The organism is Bacteroidota bacterium, assembly GCA_016195025.1.
In the GTDB taxonomy this organism is placed as follows: Bacteria; Bacteroidota; Bacteroidia; order Palsa-948; family Palsa-948; genus Palsa-948.
This window is the reverse complement of record JACQAL010000022.1, coordinates 24,031-40,818: the sequence shown is the minus strand read 5'-3', so window position 1 is coordinate 40,818 and position 16,788 is coordinate 24,031. Positions and strand designations below refer to the sequence as shown.

General features: G+C 39.7%; 16 protein-coding genes. 11 read left to right on the top strand and 5 right to left on the bottom strand.

The window, feature by feature from the left end; translation table 11 throughout:
• The first annotated feature begins 6 nt into the window (after positions 1–6).
• Positions 7–1,164, top strand: a complete 1,158-nt coding sequence (locus HY063_05045; GenBank protein ID MBI3501141.1) for a prolipoprotein diacylglyceryl transferase — start codon at positions 7–9, stop codon at positions 1,162–1,164.
• Positions 1,157–2,530: a nodulation protein NfeD gene (locus HY063_05040; protein MBI3501140.1), complete on the top strand. Its 1,374-nt coding sequence runs from the start codon at positions 1,157–1,159 to the stop codon at positions 2,528–2,530. The genes HY063_05045 and HY063_05040 overlap by 8 nt, the downstream gene beginning before the upstream one ends.
• Here HY063_05040 and HY063_05035 read toward each other — a convergent pair whose 3' ends face one another.
• The 4 genes from HY063_05035 to HY063_05020 all read right to left on the bottom strand — a co-directional run bounded on the left by HY063_05035 (position 2,531) and on the right by HY063_05020 (position 6,491).
• A complete protein-coding gene (locus HY063_05035; protein ID MBI3501139.1) occupies positions 2,531–3,466 on the bottom strand; it encodes a DUF58 domain-containing protein in 936 nt (311 codons plus the stop codon).
• 60 nt (positions 3,467–3,526) lie between these two features.
• Positions 3,527–4,663 (bottom strand): aminofutalosine synthase MqnE, encoded by a 1,137-nt coding sequence (gene mqnE, locus HY063_05030; GenBank protein MBI3501138.1) that lies wholly within the window; start codon positions 4,661–4,663, stop codon positions 3,527–3,529.
• Positions 4,664–4,732: 69 nt separating this feature from the next.
• Positions 4,733–6,004 carry a T9SS type A sorting domain-containing protein gene (locus tag HY063_05025; protein ID MBI3501137.1) on the bottom strand — a complete coding sequence of 424 codons (1,272 nt, stop codon included), beginning with the start codon at positions 6,002–6,004 and terminating at the stop codon, positions 4,733–4,735.
• Positions 6,005–6,188: 184 nt separating this feature from the next.
• Positions 6,189–6,491, bottom strand: coding sequence for a T9SS type A sorting domain-containing protein (locus HY063_05020; protein MBI3501136.1), 303 nt, complete (start codon positions 6,489–6,491; stop codon positions 6,189–6,191).
• Between the two features lie 196 nt (positions 6,492–6,687).
• On the opposite strand from HY063_05020, the gene dnaE reads away from it, so the two are divergent.
• From dnaE to HY063_04975, 9 genes are all read left to right on the top strand, one after another.
• On the top strand, positions 6,688–10,287 hold the full coding sequence (dnaE, locus tag HY063_05015) for a DNA polymerase III subunit alpha (GenBank protein MBI3501135.1): 3,600 nt from the start codon (positions 6,688–6,690) through the stop codon (positions 10,285–10,287).
• 115 nt (positions 10,288–10,402) lie between these two features.
• On the top strand, positions 10,403–10,720 hold the full coding sequence (gene trxA / locus HY063_05010; protein MBI3501134.1) for a thioredoxin: 318 nt from the start codon (positions 10,403–10,405) through the stop codon (positions 10,718–10,720).
• A 59-nt stretch (positions 10,721–10,779) separates the two neighbouring features.
• Positions 10,780–11,034: a 30S ribosomal protein S20 gene (gene rpsT / locus HY063_05005; GenBank protein MBI3501133.1), complete on the top strand. Its 255-nt coding sequence runs from the start codon at positions 10,780–10,782 to the stop codon at positions 11,032–11,034.
• 59 nt (positions 11,035–11,093) lie between these two features.
• Entirely contained in the window at positions 11,094–11,795 is a 702-nt protein-coding gene (radC, locus tag HY063_05000; GenBank protein ID MBI3501132.1) for a DNA repair protein RadC, read from the top strand.
• A 103-nt stretch (positions 11,796–11,898) separates the two neighbouring features.
• Positions 11,899–13,047: a UDP-N-acetylglucosamine 2-epimerase (non-hydrolyzing) gene (gene wecB / locus HY063_04995; GenBank protein ID MBI3501131.1), complete on the top strand. Its 1,149-nt coding sequence runs from the start codon at positions 11,899–11,901 to the stop codon at positions 13,045–13,047.
• A gap of 18 nt (positions 13,048–13,065) precedes the next feature.
• Entirely contained in the window at positions 13,066–14,304 is a 1,239-nt protein-coding gene (locus tag HY063_04990) for a polysaccharide deacetylase family protein (protein ID MBI3501130.1), read from the top strand.
• Positions 14,301–15,230, top strand: coding sequence for a hypothetical protein (locus HY063_04985; protein ID MBI3501129.1), 930 nt, complete (start codon positions 14,301–14,303; stop codon positions 15,228–15,230). Before HY063_04990 ends, HY063_04985 begins: the two co-directional genes overlap by 4 nt.
• Entirely contained in the window at positions 15,231–15,881 is a 651-nt protein-coding gene (upp, locus tag HY063_04980) for a uracil phosphoribosyltransferase (protein MBI3501128.1), read from the top strand.
• 3 nt (positions 15,882–15,884) lie between these two features.
• Positions 15,885–16,373 carry a hypothetical protein gene (locus HY063_04975; GenBank protein ID MBI3501127.1) on the top strand — a complete coding sequence of 163 codons (489 nt, stop codon included), beginning with the start codon at positions 15,885–15,887 and terminating at the stop codon, positions 16,371–16,373.
• A gap of 45 nt (positions 16,374–16,418) precedes the next feature.
• Here the strand turns inward: HY063_04975 and HY063_04970 are convergent, their stop codons facing one another.
• Positions 16,419–16,703: a hypothetical protein gene (locus HY063_04970; protein ID MBI3501126.1), complete on the bottom strand. Its 285-nt coding sequence runs from the start codon at positions 16,701–16,703 to the stop codon at positions 16,419–16,421.
• Positions 16,704–16,788 lie beyond the last annotated feature (85 nt).

Genomic DNA, 16,788 nt, shown 5'->3' with positions numbered 1-16,788 from the left:
CGCACAGTGTATCCCAACCTCTATTATCTCTTCAAAGATATTTTCGGAATCGAAATCGGATTTCTGCAAATATTCCAGAGTTTTGGAGTGATGGTGGCAATTGCATTTTTGCTTGCCGCGTATTTTTTTTCTAAAGAACTCAAGCGAAAAGAAAACGAGATGCTCATCGGAACCACTACAAAAAAATTTCTGAAAGGAGAAGCGCCAAAAACTTCTGAGATTATTTTGTCAGGAATTTTTGGTTTTATTATTTTTTACAAACTCGTTTACATTGCATTGCACTTTTCTGCATTCACGCAGGACACACAAGGATTTATTCTTTCCAAAGATGGAAATTTCATAGGAGGAATTGTGGGAGCTGCCTTGCTGGCTTACATGCGCTGGCGCGAAAAGAAAAAAGAACAATTACCAAAACCCGAAGAGGTAACGCTCACCGTTCATCCTTTCGAACATGTTCCGAACATGACCTTGATTGCCGCCATCGCTGGAATTCTCGGAGCAAAAATTTTTCACAATCTGGAAAACTGGAATGACTTTATAAAAGATCCTCTCGGAAGTTTATTTTCTTTCAGCGGGCTCACGATGTATGGAGGTTTAATTGTTGCAAGTTTCTCCGTGATTTATTACGCGCGCAAAAACGGAATCACCACCACACATCTCATTGATGCCTGCGCTCCCGCACTAATGCTCGCGTATGGTGTAGGAAGAATCGGCTGCCACATTGCTGGCGATGGCGACTGGGGAATTGAAAATATTTTTGCGAAGCCAGGTTGGTTTTTTCTTCCGCAATGGGCGTGGGGATACAACTATCCGCATAACGTAAATAACGAAGGCATTGCCATTCCTGACTGCACGGGAAAGTTTTGTTCTGTTTTGGAAAACCCTGTATTTCCCACTCCGCTATGGGAAGCAATCATTTGCATTGGGTTATTTTTTGTTTTATGGTCGGTAAGAAAAAAAATTACTGTGCCTGGAGTAATGTTCTCCGTTTATTTAATTCTGAACGGCATCGAACGTTTTTTCATAGAGAAAATCCGGGTAAATACCACTTACAATATTTTCGGGCACCATATAACACAAGCGGAAATAATTTCTACGCTGCTTTTCTTTTTAGGTGTTGCAGGAATATTTTATTTCAGAAAACTTCAAAAGAAAAATGATTAAACTATTACGATACTTCCTTCTTGCAAACTGCTTGTTGCCAACTGCCAACTTTCTTTTCGCTGGCGATACGCTCAAACCAAACAATCCAAAACCGATTGTGTTTGTTCTTCCCATCCTGGAAGAAATCGGACCGGTTTCATCGCGTCATATTCAGGAAGGTTTCAGGCAGGCGGAAAAAGCAAACGCAGATTATATTATTCTTCATCTGAACACGTATGGAGGTGCGGTGGATGACGCAGATAAAACACGCACTCTGATTCTGAAAAGTAAAATTCCTGTCTTTGCATTTGTAGATAACAACGCTGCATCTGCAGGCGCGCTCATCGCAATTTCATGCGACAGCATTTACATGGCGCCCGGTGCAAACATTGGCGCTGCAACGGTGGTTGGGCAAGATGGCGCTCCTGCTCCTGAAAAATACCAGAGTTACATGCGCTCCATGTTGCGTTCCACTGCGGAACAAAGCGGACGCAATCCGAAAATTGCCGAAGCCATGAACGACCCGCGCATGTTTATTCCTGGCGTTAATGATTCAGGAAAAGTTTTGACATTCACAACCAGCGAAGCCATTAAAAATAATTACTGTGAAGGAGAAGCAAAATCGGTAGAAGAAGTTTTGAAACTCGCGCATGTTGAGAAGTATGAAATTCAAACCTACGAGATAAGCGGAGTAGGAAAAATCATTGACTGGCTCATCAACCCTGTCATCAGCGGATTTCTTATCATGATAATCATTGCGGGAATCTACTATGAGTTTCAGGCGCCCGGAACAATTTTCCCTATTGCTGCTTCCATACTTGCTGCACTTCTTTATTTTGCTCCGCATTATTTAGAAGGTCTGGCGGAAAACTGGGAAATACTTTTATTCATTGCCGGATTAATTCTTCTTGCTCTGGAAATTTTTGTCATTCCCGGTTTCGGAGTCGCGGGTGTGCTTGGAATTTTATTTATTGTTCTCGGATTAACTCTTTCGCTCGTAAAAAATGTTCCGTCTCCGAATTTCCCGGTGAATCTTCCCGAAGGAAATGCTTTTGTGAAAGCGCTGTTCATTGTAATTGTCTCAATGATAATTTCTATAGGACTTTCATTTTATCTCTTCGGAAGATTTATAAAATCATCTGCGTTCAGCCGGGTTTCCGTTCAATCAAAAATTTCCAAAGAGGAAGGATTCATGGGAGTGGACATGACTTCGCAAAATCTTGTAGGGAAATCAGGAATTGCATTTACAATTCTCCGCCCATCCGGAAAAGTGGAGATTGACGGAAACATTTTTGATGCCACTGCCGAAACGGGCTATATTGACAAAGGAGAAAAGATTGAAGTGGTGAGATTTGAAACTGCGCAGTTGTTTGTCAGGAAAAGTTAATCACTGCATTTTACTTCTCTTGATGAGATAAGGCATCAGTACTTGCTTATAACCTTCGTTGATGTCGGCTTCCACAAAATCAATTCTGTATTGCGCGCAGTGAAGCATGAGTTCTTTTTTGTATTCCGCCATGGAGCGAACATAGGTTTCCTTGATTTCGCTCGGATGAACTTTCACGCGCTCGCCCGTTTCCATGTCAATGAAATTGTAAGGACGGTTCTCAAATTCAAAATTAAGTTCCTTGCTTTTATCCACCACATGAAATAAAATTACTTCGTGCTTGTTGTGGCGAAGATGTTGCAATGCAGAAAAAAGTTCTTCCTGTTTTTTTCCTGATTCCATCATATCAGAAAAAATAATTACGAGTGAACGCTTGTGAATGGATTCGGCAATTTCATGCAAAGCATTTGACGCAAAACTTTTCCGGTGCACATCTTCTGAAATGGGGGTAAGTAATTTTTCCAGTTCTGCAAAAAGCATTTTCTGATGAGCGAAGTTTGATTTCGATTGTGTATGCAAATCTACTTTATCAGAAAATACAGTTAGTCCGACTGCGTCCCGCTGCTTTTTCAAAAGATACATCAGTGAAGCCGCGCAATAAACAGAGAATGTAAGTTTGTTCACAGGAACTCCATCGCGCTTCCAGGTTTTTTCCATGGGGAAATACATGGACGAAGAATCATCCATCACAATCTGGCACCGCAGGTTTGTTTCTTCTTCGTAGCGCTTTACAAAAAGTTTATCCGTGCGTCCGAAAAGTTTCCAGTCAATGTGACGCGTGGGCTCGCCTGTGTTGTAAATTCTATGCTCGGCAAACTCAACCGAAAATCCATGAAACGGACTTTTATGCAAGCCGGTGATAAATCCTTCCACCACCTGCTTCGCGAGAAGTTCGAGGTGGGATAATTGTTGAAGATGTTGCTGATCTAACGGCATGAATCAACGAAAAACGAATTAATACGAATATACGAAATAACAGCCGAAAAATTTTCTTTTCTATATTTCTACCTCTTCGTACTTGCGGATAATAGTATATAAGGTATCGCGCTCCACAGGATTTCTTCCTGTCTGCCTGATGAGATGAGTAATTTGTTCCGTAGTCATGGAAGGATTTTGTTCTTCAGCACCTGCCATTGAATAAATTTTTGTGGAGTCATTAATAGTTCCATCCAAATCATCCACTCCAAATTGCAGAGAAAGTTGTGCAGTGCTTTTTCCAATCATGGGCCAGTATGCTTTCACGTGCGGAAAATTATCCAAGAAAATTCTCGACACGGCATAGTTGCGAAGGTCTTCAACTGCGCTCACTTCTTTTATATGCGACATCTGGTTGTTCGCATTCCGGAATTTCAGCGGAATGAAACAATTGAATCCTCCGGTTTTATCCTGAAGATTTCTCAAGCGCTCCATGTGGTCAACGCGGTGCTCATACGATTCAATGTGTCCATATAATATTGTTGCGTTAGAATGAATTTCAAGCGCGTGCGCCCGTTCGTGAATCTCCAGCCATTGTTCCGAAGTGCATTTATCTTCGCAGATTTGTTTTCGGATTTCATCCGAAAAAATTTCCGCACCACCTCCGGGAATAGAATCAAGTCCGTGTTCTTTCAGAATTTTTAATCCTTCTTCATACGAAACTTTTGCTTTGCGAAACATGTATTCCAGTTCCACCGCGGTGAATGCTTTGATATGCAAGTCAGGTCGAAAGTTTTTTATTTGCTTCAGCAGGTTGGCGAAATAATATAAATCCATTTTGGGATGAACGCCTCCCACAATGTGAACTTCGGTAATATCTTCTTTGTGATTCTTTACCATGCTGAGCATTTGCTCACCGGAATATTCCCACGCACCGGCATCGCCTTTTTGTTTCAGCAGGCGGGAGTAAGAACAAAACTTGCAGTCGAACACGCAAAGGTTGGTTGGCTCGATGTGAAGATTACGATTAAAATAGGCGTAATTGCCATTCTTTTTTTCTCTCGCATAATTTGCAAGCGCTCCGAGAAAACCAAGTTCACCTTCCTTATATAATGCAACTCCTTCATCAAATGAAATTCTTTTTCCTGAAAAAACTTTTTTCGTTATTGAAAGCAAATGCTTCGGAACTTTTTCCAATATGGAAAATGAATCATTCATCTTTCGCGAAGTTAAAATAAAAAGCCCCGCAAAAATCTTGCAGGGCTTTCATTTTAGCTATGAAAAATTTTACCTGTTAATAATAACTTTCTTTGTAACTGTTCCTTCAGGAGTTCTCATTTCGAAAAGATAAATTCCATCGGGATTGTTATTCATATTAATTTTTGTTTCAGCGGGAACGGTAATTCTTTTTGTCACCACCGCTTCGCCAATGGCATTGTACACTTTTATATCCATGGTGCTGATGCCTGTTTGCGGGACATAAATAAACACATCGCCTGTGGATGGATTCGGATACAATGAAATATTTTCTACAATAGAATTTTCCGCCACGCCTGTTGCCGCGCATTCAGCGGCAGAACTATTCGCGAGCGACATGAGCGAATTGAATACAGCGCTCTGCGCGCGTGTTTTCTGGTCATTCGAAAACATATTGTAGCAGGCATCATCGGTATAGTCCATATAATTCTGATACATGATTCCGTTTCCGGAAGGAGTGCAATTATCGGTCTTCACTCCGCTCGGGCAGCCGGCAGTTGCGTCTGCCTGGTTGGGCGTATCGTTGCAATTATCGGTTCCGGTGCAGGCGCCACCGTCATCGCCCCAAATATGGTACAGGTTGAAGCAATGCCCGATTTCATGGCTCAATGTTCTGCCATAGCCATAAGGTGAGCAGGTTCCGGGAGAAGATAAACTTCCAACCGTGCAGTAATGAATTACTACGCCATAAAGAGAACTGATTGGCGGAAATACTCCATATCCTAAAAGCCCTCCGCCCAAATTTCCTATCCAAACATTAAAATATTTATTCACATTCCATGGGTCATCTCCACCGGATGCGCTTTTTTTAATCGGGTCTCCGGAAGAACTGAAACTTGTCTGAGAAGTTTGCTTATGCACAATTCCGGTAGTTGCATTTCCGCTGGGGTCTACTGTGGCAAGGCAGAACTGAATCTGCATGTCAACGGCAACTGTTGCAAAATAAGAAGGCGTGTTGCCTTTATCGGTATTGGTGCGGCTCCAATCCTGGTTTAATTGCACCAGCATGGCTTTAACTTTTGTGTCGGTTACATTTTGCGCGCTTGTATTCCATAGAACGTGAAAAACAATCGGGATAGTATATTGCGCATTTGTTTCTTGTCCGGTCAATTTTCTTTCTTCTTGTTGTTTCTTTATAAACTCCTGAAGTTGTTTTTCCAGATTTGCTTTTTCCTGGTCATACAAAGGATTCATGGAACGCAGATATGCTTCGTGTTCCGTAGTTCCACAGCGCAATTGCGCAAATGTGTTCTGGCAGAAAAAAAATGCCAGACAAAACGAAGAGAGTAATAGTTTTTTCATAGTGATTGATTTATTGAATATAGTTGAGAAGATTTTATAATTGAGGGTAAAGGTATAAATGATAAATCAATTTCCAAATTAAAAGGGACTTTTTTTTAGGATTCTAAAAAAAGCAGTGATGCATATAAATAACTGAAATGCAAAAAATTGATGTTTTCAATAATTCACTTTCAAAGCATCCTGATTACTGGACAATTATTTTTCTATAATAAATATTTCCCCCTGATACTATTTGAATGGAATACGTCCCCTTTGACAATGAAATTGCTTTTGTTTCCAAAACAAGTTTTTCATTTGAATCAAAAATTTTCAGCGTGTAATCATTCGGGAAAATATTTTTTGTTTGAACATAAAATACTTCAAAAGCCGGGTTTGGATAAATATCTATTCTTGGCAATGAATCATTAGGAATATTAAAACGCTGTTCCTGCGCTGCCACGCCAATCGCTAAAAAAATAATTGTTATAAATACTTTTACTCTTTTCATGCTTTAAAGATACGATATGAAACCACGAATGTCAAAATAATTCTTGAATTTATGATTCGTACTATTCGAACCCTATTCGTAATTCGTTACTAAAAACTTTTCAACATCTTTCAAAATTAAATTTTAGTTACTTACTTTCGCTTCCCTTTTCAATTAATATGTTTTTCCATCTGCCCTCTGCCCTCTTACATCTGCCATGAAATTCTCCCATCTCCACGTTCACACCCAGTATTCTCTCCTCGATGGAGCAGCAGATATTTCTTCCTTATATAAGAAGGCGGTCGCTGAAGGCATGCCCGCTGTTGCGATTACCGACCACGGAAACATGTTCGGTGTTTTTTCTTTTGTTGCAGAAGCCGGTAAGCATAACACTCCTGAGAATCCGAATAAAATAAAACCGATTGTCGGCTGTGAATTTTATCTGGTGGAAAACCGCCACAAGAGGCAATTTACAAAAGAAGATAAAGATGTACGCTTCCATCAACTCATGCTCGCAAAAAATTCAGAAGGATATAAAAACCTGATGAAGTTATGTTCGCTCGGATATGTGGAAGGCATTTACGGAAAGTACCCGCGCATTGACAAGGAATTGATTTTGCAATATCACAAAGGATTAATCGCGACTACTTGTTGTTTAGCCGCAGAAGTTCCGCGCACGATTCTGAAAAAAGGAGAAGCCGAAGGCGAAAAAGTTTTCAAATGGTGGCTCGATTTATTTGGCGAAGATTACTACATAGAAATTCAGCGCCACGGAATTCCCGAGCAGAACAAAGTGAACGAAGTGCTGCTGAAGTTCGCGCAGAAATATAAAGTGAAAGTGATTGCTTCCAACGATTCTCACTATGTAAATGTGGAAAATTATAACGCGCACGATATCTTGCTCTGCATAAACACAGGCGAAAAGCAAAGCACTCCTTCCGCAAAAGATTTTGACGATGATGATACGCTGAATAAAAAAGGAAAACGTTTTGCGTTCTTCAACGACCAGTTTTATTTTAAGTCAACGAAAGAAATGACTGAACTCTTCAGCGATGTGCCCGAAGCGATTGATAACACCAACGCCATCGTTGATAAAATCGAACCGCTGAAACTCAAGCAGGATATTCTTCTTCCGAATTTTGTGATTCCGAAAAAATTTTCTTCACAGGATGATTACTTAAAGCATCTCGCATTTGAAGGCGCGAAAGAACGCTACAAAGAAATTTATCTGGAAGTGGAAGAGCGTTTGAACTTCGAACTCTTCACGGTGAAGACAATGGGTTTCGCAGGATATTTTTTAATTGTTGCAGATTTTATAAAAGCCGGAAGAGATTTGGGTGTGCTGATTGGTCCGGGAAGAGGAAGTGCTGCGGGTTCCATTGTCGCGTACTGCACCGGCATCACCAACATTGATCCGCTCAAATATAATTTGCTCTTTGAAAGATTTCTGAACCCCGAAAGAAAATCAATGCCCGATATTGATACGGACTTTGACGATGAAGGACGGCAGAAAGTTTTGGATTACGTGGTGGAAAAATATGGCAAGAACCAAGTCGCGCAGATTATTACCTACGGCACAATGGCGGCAAAGACGAGCATCAAAGATGTCGCGCGCGTTTTGGATTTGCCTCTCGACCAGGCAAACTTTCTCACCAAACTTGTTCCGGAACGTCCCGGAGTTTCGCTCAACAGATTAATTAACGCTCCGCTTGGCGGTGAAGGAAGTTTGGTGGATAAAGAAAAAGAAAATCTTTCTTCGGATGAAATTGAATCGGCAAAAAAACTTCGGGAATATTTCAAGGGCGATGATTTAAAAGGAAAAGTTTTGCAGGAAGCCATCGTGCTCGAAGGTTCAGTGCGGAACGTGGGCGTGCACGCGGCAGGAATTATTATTGCGCCAAAAGATTTAGCGGAAATTATTCCCATCGCCACAGCAAAAGACAATGAACTTTATGTTACGCAATATGAGGGAACGGTTGTGGAAGACGCGGGCGTAATCAAAATGGATTTCCTTGGATTAAAAACGCTCACGATTATTCGCGATGCATTACAACTCATCGAAGAAAATCACGGAGTGAAAATTAATATTGATGAAATTCCCCTTGACGATAAAAAAACTTTTGAACTCTATCAGCGCGGTGAAACAAACGGAACTTTTCAGTTCGAGTCGGCAGGAATGCAAAAGCATTTGAAAGATTTACGTCCTGATAAGTTTGATGATTTGATTGCGATGAACGCTTTGTATCGTCCCGGACCGATGGCATACATCCAGAATTACATAGCGAGAAAGCACGGACGAGAAAAAATTACATATGACCTTCCGCAGATGGAAGAAATTCTGAAAGAGACGTATGGCATTACTGTTTATCAGGAACAAGTGATGTTGCTTTCGCAAAAACTTGGGGGCTTCACGAAAGGAGATGCAGATGTGCTTAGAAAAGCAATGGGGAAAAAGCAAAAGTCGGTGCTCGATAAGATGAAAGGAAAATTTCTGGAAGGAGGAAAAGCAAATAAAATTCCGGAAGACAAACTAAATGCAATCTGGATTGACTGGGAAAAGTTCGCGCAATATGCATTCAACAAATCTCACTCTACCTGTTATGCGCTCTTGGCGTTTCAAACTGCGTATCTCAAAGCGCATTTCCCTGCGGAATATATGTCGGCAGTGCTCACGCATTCGCTCGCCAACATTGACAAGATTACTTTTTTTATGGAAGAAGCGCGCAGGATGGGAATTCCCGTTCTCGGTCCCGATGTGAATGAATCGCAGTATAAATTTTCGGTGAACAAAAAAGGTGAAATCCGTTTCGGGCTTGGCGCAGTGAAAGGAGTTGGCGAAGCGGCAGTGCAGGCAATCGTGAAGGAAAGAGAAAACGGTTCGTACAAAAACATTTTTGATTTTGTAAAGCGTGTAAATCTTCGCTCGGCAAATAAAAAAACTTTTGAGAGTTTGATTTACTCGGGCGCGTTGGATTCGTTTGAACTTCATAGGGGAGCTTATCTTACTAAAGATAAAGATGAAATTACTTTTATCGAAATGCTTCTGAAATGGGGCTCGCGTTTCCAGGAATCAAAAATGGGAGCGCATACTTCTCTGTTTGGAGATTCTGCCGAAGCGCAAATTCCCGAACCAAAAATTCCGCAGACGGAGCCGTGGGGAAATTTAGTTCAACTGAAATTTGAGCGCGATGTGATTGGATTTTATCTTTCGGGACATCCGCTGGATAATTACCGTTTGGAAGTCGAAACTTTTTGCAAGAACAAACTTTCGGAATTGCGCGATATGGAAAAGCACAAAGGAAAAGAATTTTTCTTTGGCGGAATGATTTCGGATGTACAGCATCGCTTATCAAAAAACAACAAGCCCTTTGGAAATTTCACGCTTGAAGATTATCACGATTCATTCCCGTTTGTTTTATTCGGAGATGATTATATAAAATTCAAAGGTTATCTTTCGCTTGGATATTTCGTATACGTGCGCGGAAAAGTGCAGGAGCGCTGGAACAATTCCGATTTGGTGGAATTTAAAATCACACACGTACAATTACTCTCAGACCTTCGCGAGAAAATGCTGAAGTCCATCACGCTCAACATTCCGATTACGGAAGTTTCAGAAAAATTCATAGCGGATTTAGAAAATATTGTAAAGGAAAATATCAAAAAGAAACAAGGAACCTGCACGCTGAAAATTCAAATCATGGATTCGGAAGAAGGAATCCAGGTGAGCATGCCTTCGCGCAGAGTGAGAATAAATCCTGACAATTCATTCTTGAATACAATTCAGAACCTGCCGAATGTGACCTTTAAATTAAATTAGCAGACAGTCCGTCATAGAAAAATTGATGGCAGAATTCTTGACTCTCAATTTAGAAATCTTAAATTTGTATTACTAAATCTATAATTCATAATTTTTAATTTATAATTTCTTTTTTATGGCAGTAGAAATCACAGACGCAAACTTTGACGAGGTAGTTCTCAAATCAGATAAACCTGTGCTCGTAGATTTATGGGCAGAATGGTGTGGGCCATGCCGAATGGTGGGTCCGATTGTGGAAGAACTCGCAAAAGAATATGACGGCAAAGCCGTTGTCGGAAAATTAAATGTTGATTTCAACCCGAATGTTTCTATGAAATTCGGAATCCGCAGCATTCCTACTCTTCTCTTTTTTAAAAACGGGCAGTTGGTAGATAGGCAAGTGGGAGCAGTTCCCAAACCTGTGCTGGAAGGGAAATTGAAAGCACAACTTTAATCTTTTCGCTAAGGGAAATGAAATGTTTCTATCTTTGCATCCCTTAATTAAAAATAAAAATGGCAACACATAAGTCAGCAGAAAAACGCAACCGTGCGAGCGAAGCAAAACGCGGGCGCAACCGCATTCGCAAAAACGCAGTGAAAGCAATCCTAAAAAAAATTCGTACGAATAAGGATAAAAAAACCGCTTCCGAAGAATATATAAAAGCAAGTTCGCTTCTTGATAAACTTGCCAAGAGCAATCTTATTCATAAGAACAAAGCGGCAAATCTCAAATCGAAACTGGCGAAGCACGTTAATGCTTTGAAATAAAAAATGATTCATAGAAAAAAATCCCGCAACACAGCGGGATTTTTTGTTTTAGCCAAGTCATGGAAGAAGTTGAAAAATCATTTTCAATAAAAAGTTGGGCGGAAGAAGACCGTCCGCGAGAAAAACTTTTGCTGAAAGGAAGACATGTTCTCACCGATGCCGAACTCATTGCCATTCTCATCGGCTCTGGCACAAAAAAAGAATCTGCGGTTGAACTTTCAAAAAGAATTCTTGCTGAACTCGCGAATAATAATTTAAACGAACTCGCAAAACTTTCCGTTCAGGATTTAATGAGGTTTAACGGAATCGGAGAGGCAAAAGCAATTTCAATTGTCGCGGCTCTCGAACTCGGAAGAAGAAGAAAGGAAACTGACGCAGCGAAACGCGAAAAAATTATTTCGAGCAAAGACATTTATGAAATTTTTCGCCCCTTGTTTCTGGATTTGCCGCACGAAGAATTTCATATTCTGCTTCTGAACAGAACAAATCTTCTTATCAAAAAAGAAAACGTAAGCAAAGGCGGCATCTCAGGAACGGTGGTTGACCCGAAAATAATTTTCAAAACAGCTTTATCTTACCAGGCAAGTTCCATTGTGCTTTGCCATAATCATCCTTCGGGAAATCTGAAACCAAGTTCAGAAGATATTTCACTTACAAAAAAAATTAAAGAGGCGGGAGCATTTCTTGAAATTCCAATTCTCGACCATGTGATTATTACCGATACCGGTTATTTCAGTTTTGCAGATGAAGGCATGATGTAATCTACGAAAAACGAATCTGTACGAACCTACGAATTACAGCCAATACAAATTGCCGACTTTATTTTCATTGCTATATTCGTACTCAATTCGTATTTTGTAAATGATAAAAATTCTCACAGTCATTGGCGCGCGTCCGCAATTTATCAAAGCAGCCGCATTGAGTCGCGCTATCCGGAATAAATTTTCTGATAAGATTCAGGAAATAATTGTACACACCGGCCAGCATTACGATGATAATATGTCGCGCGTGTTCTTCGAGGAAATGCAAATTCCTCATGAGAATTATAATTTGCAGGTTGGTTCCGATTCGCACGGAAAGCAAACTGCCACTATGATTTCCGGAATTGAAGAATTGCTTCTGAAAGAAAAACCGGATTGCGTTGTTTTATATGGCGACACCAATTCAACTCTTTCAGGCACAATTGCCGCTGTGAAAATTCATGTTCCTGTTGTGCACATTGAAGCGGGCTTGCGTTCGTTCAACAAATCCATGCCCGAAGAAATCAACCGCATTCTTTGCGACCACTGCTCCACGCTTTTATTTTCTCCTACGAAAAAAGGATATAAAAATCTTTTGAAGGAAGGTTTTCCCGAATTTAACCAGCGGCCTTATACGGCAGACAATCCGAAAATTTTTCATTGCGGAGATATCATGTATGATAACGCAATTTATTTTTCCGAACTTGCCGAAAAAAAATCGGATATAATAAATCAATATGGATTGTCTCAGGGAAATTTTATTCTTGCAACTATTCATAGAAATAATAATACAGATGACCCCGAACGTTTCGCTTCCGTTTTTCTCTCGCTGAATAAAATTTCTCTGGAAAATAAACTGAAAATTGTTTTGCCGCTTCATCCGCGCACATCAAAAGCGCTGCAAAGCAATCTGAAGCAGGAAGTGTTTGAAGCCATTCGTTCCAACAATAATTTTGTGTTGATGCCTCCCGCTTCTTTTTTGGAAATGATTGTGCTGGAAAAAAACTGCATGTTGGTTTGTACCGATTCAGGCGGAGTGCAGAAAGAATCTTTTTTCTTCCGCAAGCCCTGCATTATTCTTCGCCCCGAAACCGAATGGGTGGAACTGGTGGAAAGCGGAACGGCAATCATCACCGATGTGGATGAAAAGAAAATTCAATTTGCTTTTACGCAGTTCAAGAATAAAAAAAATCTTTCGTTCCCTCCGATTTTTGGAGACGGACACGCGTCAGAATTTATCTGCGGAGAGATTGTGAAAAATTTTTCCAAGTAATCTGCGTTCAACAGGGAAATGCTGCTCCTCTACACACATCAGATTACCAGCCGGATTCGCTATACGTTCAATTTAATTTTCAAAACTGTTTTGGAAATTGAATTTGAAATTACAACGGATGCGGAAAAATTTAAAACGTATGATGAAGCAAAAATCTCCTACACGAAAAAACCCATTGCAGATGAATTATTTTTTCAAAGTGAAGATTTGCTTTTTGAAAATGGGATTAGAAATATTTTTCAACTCCCTTCAGACAATTTTGCTCTTGCTTTTTTTCTCACAACCCGCTATGAAGAATATCTTCCTTTCGAAGCGGATAAATATGGGCGATTTTCTGCTAAGAAATCTTTTTCTTACAATCTTCTTCACAAGCCAACTGTAAATCTGTCTGCAAAAGAAATTCAAAAAAAAATCTCTGAGCGATATTCAGATTTTAATTTCCCTGAAAAAAAATATTCTTATCAGCCGAGTATTGATATAGATAATGCGTATGCATATAAAGGAAAAAGTTTTACAAGAACTCTTGGCGGTTATGCGCGCGCCATTTCAAAATCGGATAAAGAAGATTTTGCAAAAAGAAAAAATGTTTTATCCGGAAAAGAAAAAGATCCGTATGATACATACGATTTTCAATTTTCTCTTCATAAAAAATATCATCTGAAGCCGGTTTATTTTTTTCTTCTCGGTGATTGGGCGGAGAATGATAAAAATCTTCCGCATACAAATCCGTTGATGCAAGCGCTGATAAAAAATATTTCGCAAAGTTATGCATTAGGAATTCATCCTTCGTTTGCTTCAAATAAAAATCCGGAAAAGATTTCAATTGAAAAAGAAAGGTTGAAGAAGATTTCCGGAAAGGAAATTATTAAAAGCCGCCAGCATTTTTTGATTTTAAAATTTCCGCAGACATACCAAAACTTAATCGCTTCGGGGATTACGGATGATTTTACCATGGGCTTTGCGGATGAAATTGGTTTTCGTGCGGGCATTTGTACGCCCTATAAATGGTATGATTTGGAAAAAGAAGAAGAAACAAATCTCATCATCCATCCGTTCGCAGTGATGGACGGCACATTGAATAATTATTTAAAACTTTCTCCCGAACAGGCACTGGAAAAAGTAAAAGCAATTATTCAGGAAATAAAAAATGTGAACGGAGAATTTATTTCCATCTGGCATAATGAAACGCTGAGTGACTGGCGCGAATGGAAAGGATGGAAAGATGTTTACGAAAAAATAATTCAACTTGCGCAATGATTCGGTTTCTCAAACATAACGAGATTGACAAAATAAAATGGGATGAATGCATTGAGCATTCGGTAAATAATTTGATTTATGCTTGCTCGTGGTATCTGGATATTGTTTGCCCGAACTGGAACTGTTTGATAGAAGATGATTACAAATCAGTCATGCCGCTGACAGCAAGGAAAAAATACGGAATAGAATATTTGTACCCGCCATATTTCGCCCAGCAACTCGGAGTTTTTTCAACGGAAAAATTATCGAAGGAGAAAGTGGAAGAGTTTCTGAAAGAAATTCCTTCACAATATAAATTCATGGAGATGTATCTCAACACACAAAATACATTTGATCCCGATAGCTATCGGGATTCTGGGTTTCAGATAAAAAAAAATATAAACATTGAACTTGATTTGAATTCTTCTTATGAAATACTTCGGAAAAATTTTTCCGAGGATACAAAGCGCAACATAAAAAAATCGGAGAAGCATAAAATTACATTTAGGAAAAATATTCCTCCGCAAGAAATAATTTCCATATTCCGGAAAAATACCGGAAAGAAAATTACAAATCTCACTGATAAAAATTACAAGGTGCTGCTAAACCTGATTAACACTTGCATTAAAAAAGGTTATGCAGAAACACGGGGAGGATTCACCGGTGAAAATAAATTATGCGCAGGGATTGTGTGGCTGATTAAAAATAATCGTGCTATTTTTCTTTTCTCCGCTACAAATGCCGAAGCAAAAAAGAACGGTGGCATGTTTTTTTTGATTGACCAGTTTATTCAGCAGCATTCAGGAAAAGAAATGACTTTGGATTTCGAGGGTTCGAACTTGCCCGGGCTCGCGCGGTTTTACAAAGGATTTGGCTCGAAGGAAAATGTATATTTACAAATAAGAAAAAATAATTTATCAAAACTTGTACGCTGGCTCAAAGGTTAAATTATGATTCACGAACTCAGCAAACAAAATTCAATTCTCAGCCAGTTCATTGCGGAATTGCGCGATATGGAAATGCAGAAAGATGCCATGCGTTTCCGAAAAAACCTGGAGCGCTGCGGAGAAATCTGCGCGTATGAAATCAGCAAGAAGATGGCGTGGAAAAAAATTGAAGTTACCACTCCGCTAGGAATTTCTCCTGCTTCTGTTTTGAATGAACAACCCGTGATTGCAACAATTCTTCGCGCTGGAATTCCTTTTCACCAGGGAATGCTGAATTATTTTGACAAAGCCGAGAGCGCTTTTATTTCCGCTTACCGCAAACATCATAAGGATGGAAGTTGGGATGTGCAGGTGGAATATTTGTCTTCCCCCGACATAAATGAAAAAACTTTAATCCTCTGCGACCCGATGCTTGCAACCGGAATTTCGATTGAACTTGTTTACAAAGCCATGAAGCGAAACGGAATTCCGAAACACATTCACATTGCTTCGGTGATTGCGAGCGCGCAGGGAATTGATTACATTAAAAAAAATCTTCCCACAAATATTTCCATCTGGACTTGTGCAGTTGATGAAGAACTCACTGCGCAGGCGTATATTGTTCCGGGTTTAGGCGATGCAGGCGATTTGGCTTTCGGAAAAAAAATCTGATGCATGGATGCGAATGTTATCCACCTTCTGAAAATTCTCGAAGTAGCTTTGATTGCAAGTGTAAAATTTGTGGTTGCGCCTTTTGAAGCCGAACGGCAGGGATTTAATTTCAGAGAAGCATTTTTTATTTCAACGGGTGGAGGATTTATCGGAATTCTTGTTTTCACTTTCATTGGCGAAGTGATTGCATACGGATGGAGGAAGATTATAAATTTTTTCCGCAAGCCGCTCGGAAAAGAAGATAAACCAAGAAAAAAATTTACCTGGCTTAATAAATTTATCATCCGAACAAAAATGAGATTTGGAGAATTTGGACTGGTCATTACCACCCCGTTAATTATTTCAATTCCCATAGGAACTTTTATGGTTCACCGTTTTTACCGGAAGAAAGGAAGAAACATTTTTCTCCTGATGCTGTCCGTTCTTTTCTGGTCGGTGATTATAAACGGCCTTGCGCAATACCTGAAACTTTCGCAGTACATTCCCAAATAAAAAAGCCCGATAAAATTACCGGGCTTCAAGTTCACGAAAGAAAATTTACTTTTGAGTTTCGGTTTTCTTTTCTTCAACTTTTGTTTCTGAAGAAGAAGTTGTTTTCGCATGGCAGCAACCTGTTCCTTTCGCGCAGGTTTTTTTATCTCCTGCGGAAGCATTCGCATCCTTCGAGCAGCACTTGCTGTCTTTCTTGCAATCTTTCTTTTTCTTTTTATCATCTTCTCCACCTTTCACAAAAACTTTTACATGAGTTGCCGCAGAAATTGTATTGACGGTTGCTGCTCCGAGAAATCCGGTGAACGCTAAAGCAAAAAATAATTTTTTCATAGAGTTTATTAATTGGTTGTTGTTTCTTTTTTGTGAAATCAAATATACAACCTTTACTTACAAATAAACTATTTTTGTTTGTTAA

Bases quoted from the DNA above. Each gene is read 5' to 3' on its own strand.
- HY063_05040 (MBI3501140.1), top strand. From the start codon at position 1,157: ATGATTAAACTATTACGATACTTCCTTCTTGCAAACTGCTTGTTGCCA.
- HY063_05035 (MBI3501139.1), bottom strand. From the start codon at position 3,466: ATGCCGTTAGATCAGCAACATCTTCAACAATTATCCCACCTCGAACTT.
- mqnE (MBI3501138.1), bottom strand. From the start codon at position 4,663: ATGAATGATTCATTTTCCATATTGGAAAAAGTTCCGAAGCATTTGCTT.
- HY063_05025 (MBI3501137.1), bottom strand. From the start codon at position 6,004: ATGAAAAAACTATTACTCTCTTCGTTTTGTCTGGCATTTTTTTTCTGC.
- HY063_05020 (MBI3501136.1), bottom strand. From the start codon at position 6,491: ATGAAAAGAGTAAAAGTATTTATAACAATTATTTTTTTAGCGATTGGC.
- dnaE (MBI3501135.1), top strand. From the start codon at position 6,688: ATGAAATTCTCCCATCTCCACGTTCACACCCAGTATTCTCTCCTCGAT.
- trxA (MBI3501134.1), top strand. From the start codon at position 10,403: ATGGCAGTAGAAATCACAGACGCAAACTTTGACGAGGTAGTTCTCAAA.
- rpsT (MBI3501133.1), top strand. From the start codon at position 10,780: ATGGCAACACATAAGTCAGCAGAAAAACGCAACCGTGCGAGCGAAGCA.
- radC (MBI3501132.1), top strand. From the start codon at position 11,094: ATGGAAGAAGTTGAAAAATCATTTTCAATAAAAAGTTGGGCGGAAGAA.
- HY063_04990 (MBI3501130.1), top strand. From the start codon at position 13,066: ATGCTGCTCCTCTACACACATCAGATTACCAGCCGGATTCGCTATACG.
- HY063_04985 (MBI3501129.1), top strand. From the start codon at position 14,301: ATGATTCGGTTTCTCAAACATAACGAGATTGACAAAATAAAATGGGAT.
- HY063_04975 (MBI3501127.1), top strand. From the start codon at position 15,885: ATGGATGCGAATGTTATCCACCTTCTGAAAATTCTCGAAGTAGCTTTG.
- HY063_04970 (MBI3501126.1), bottom strand. From the start codon at position 16,703: ATGAAAAAATTATTTTTTGCTTTAGCGTTCACCGGATTTCTCGGAGCA.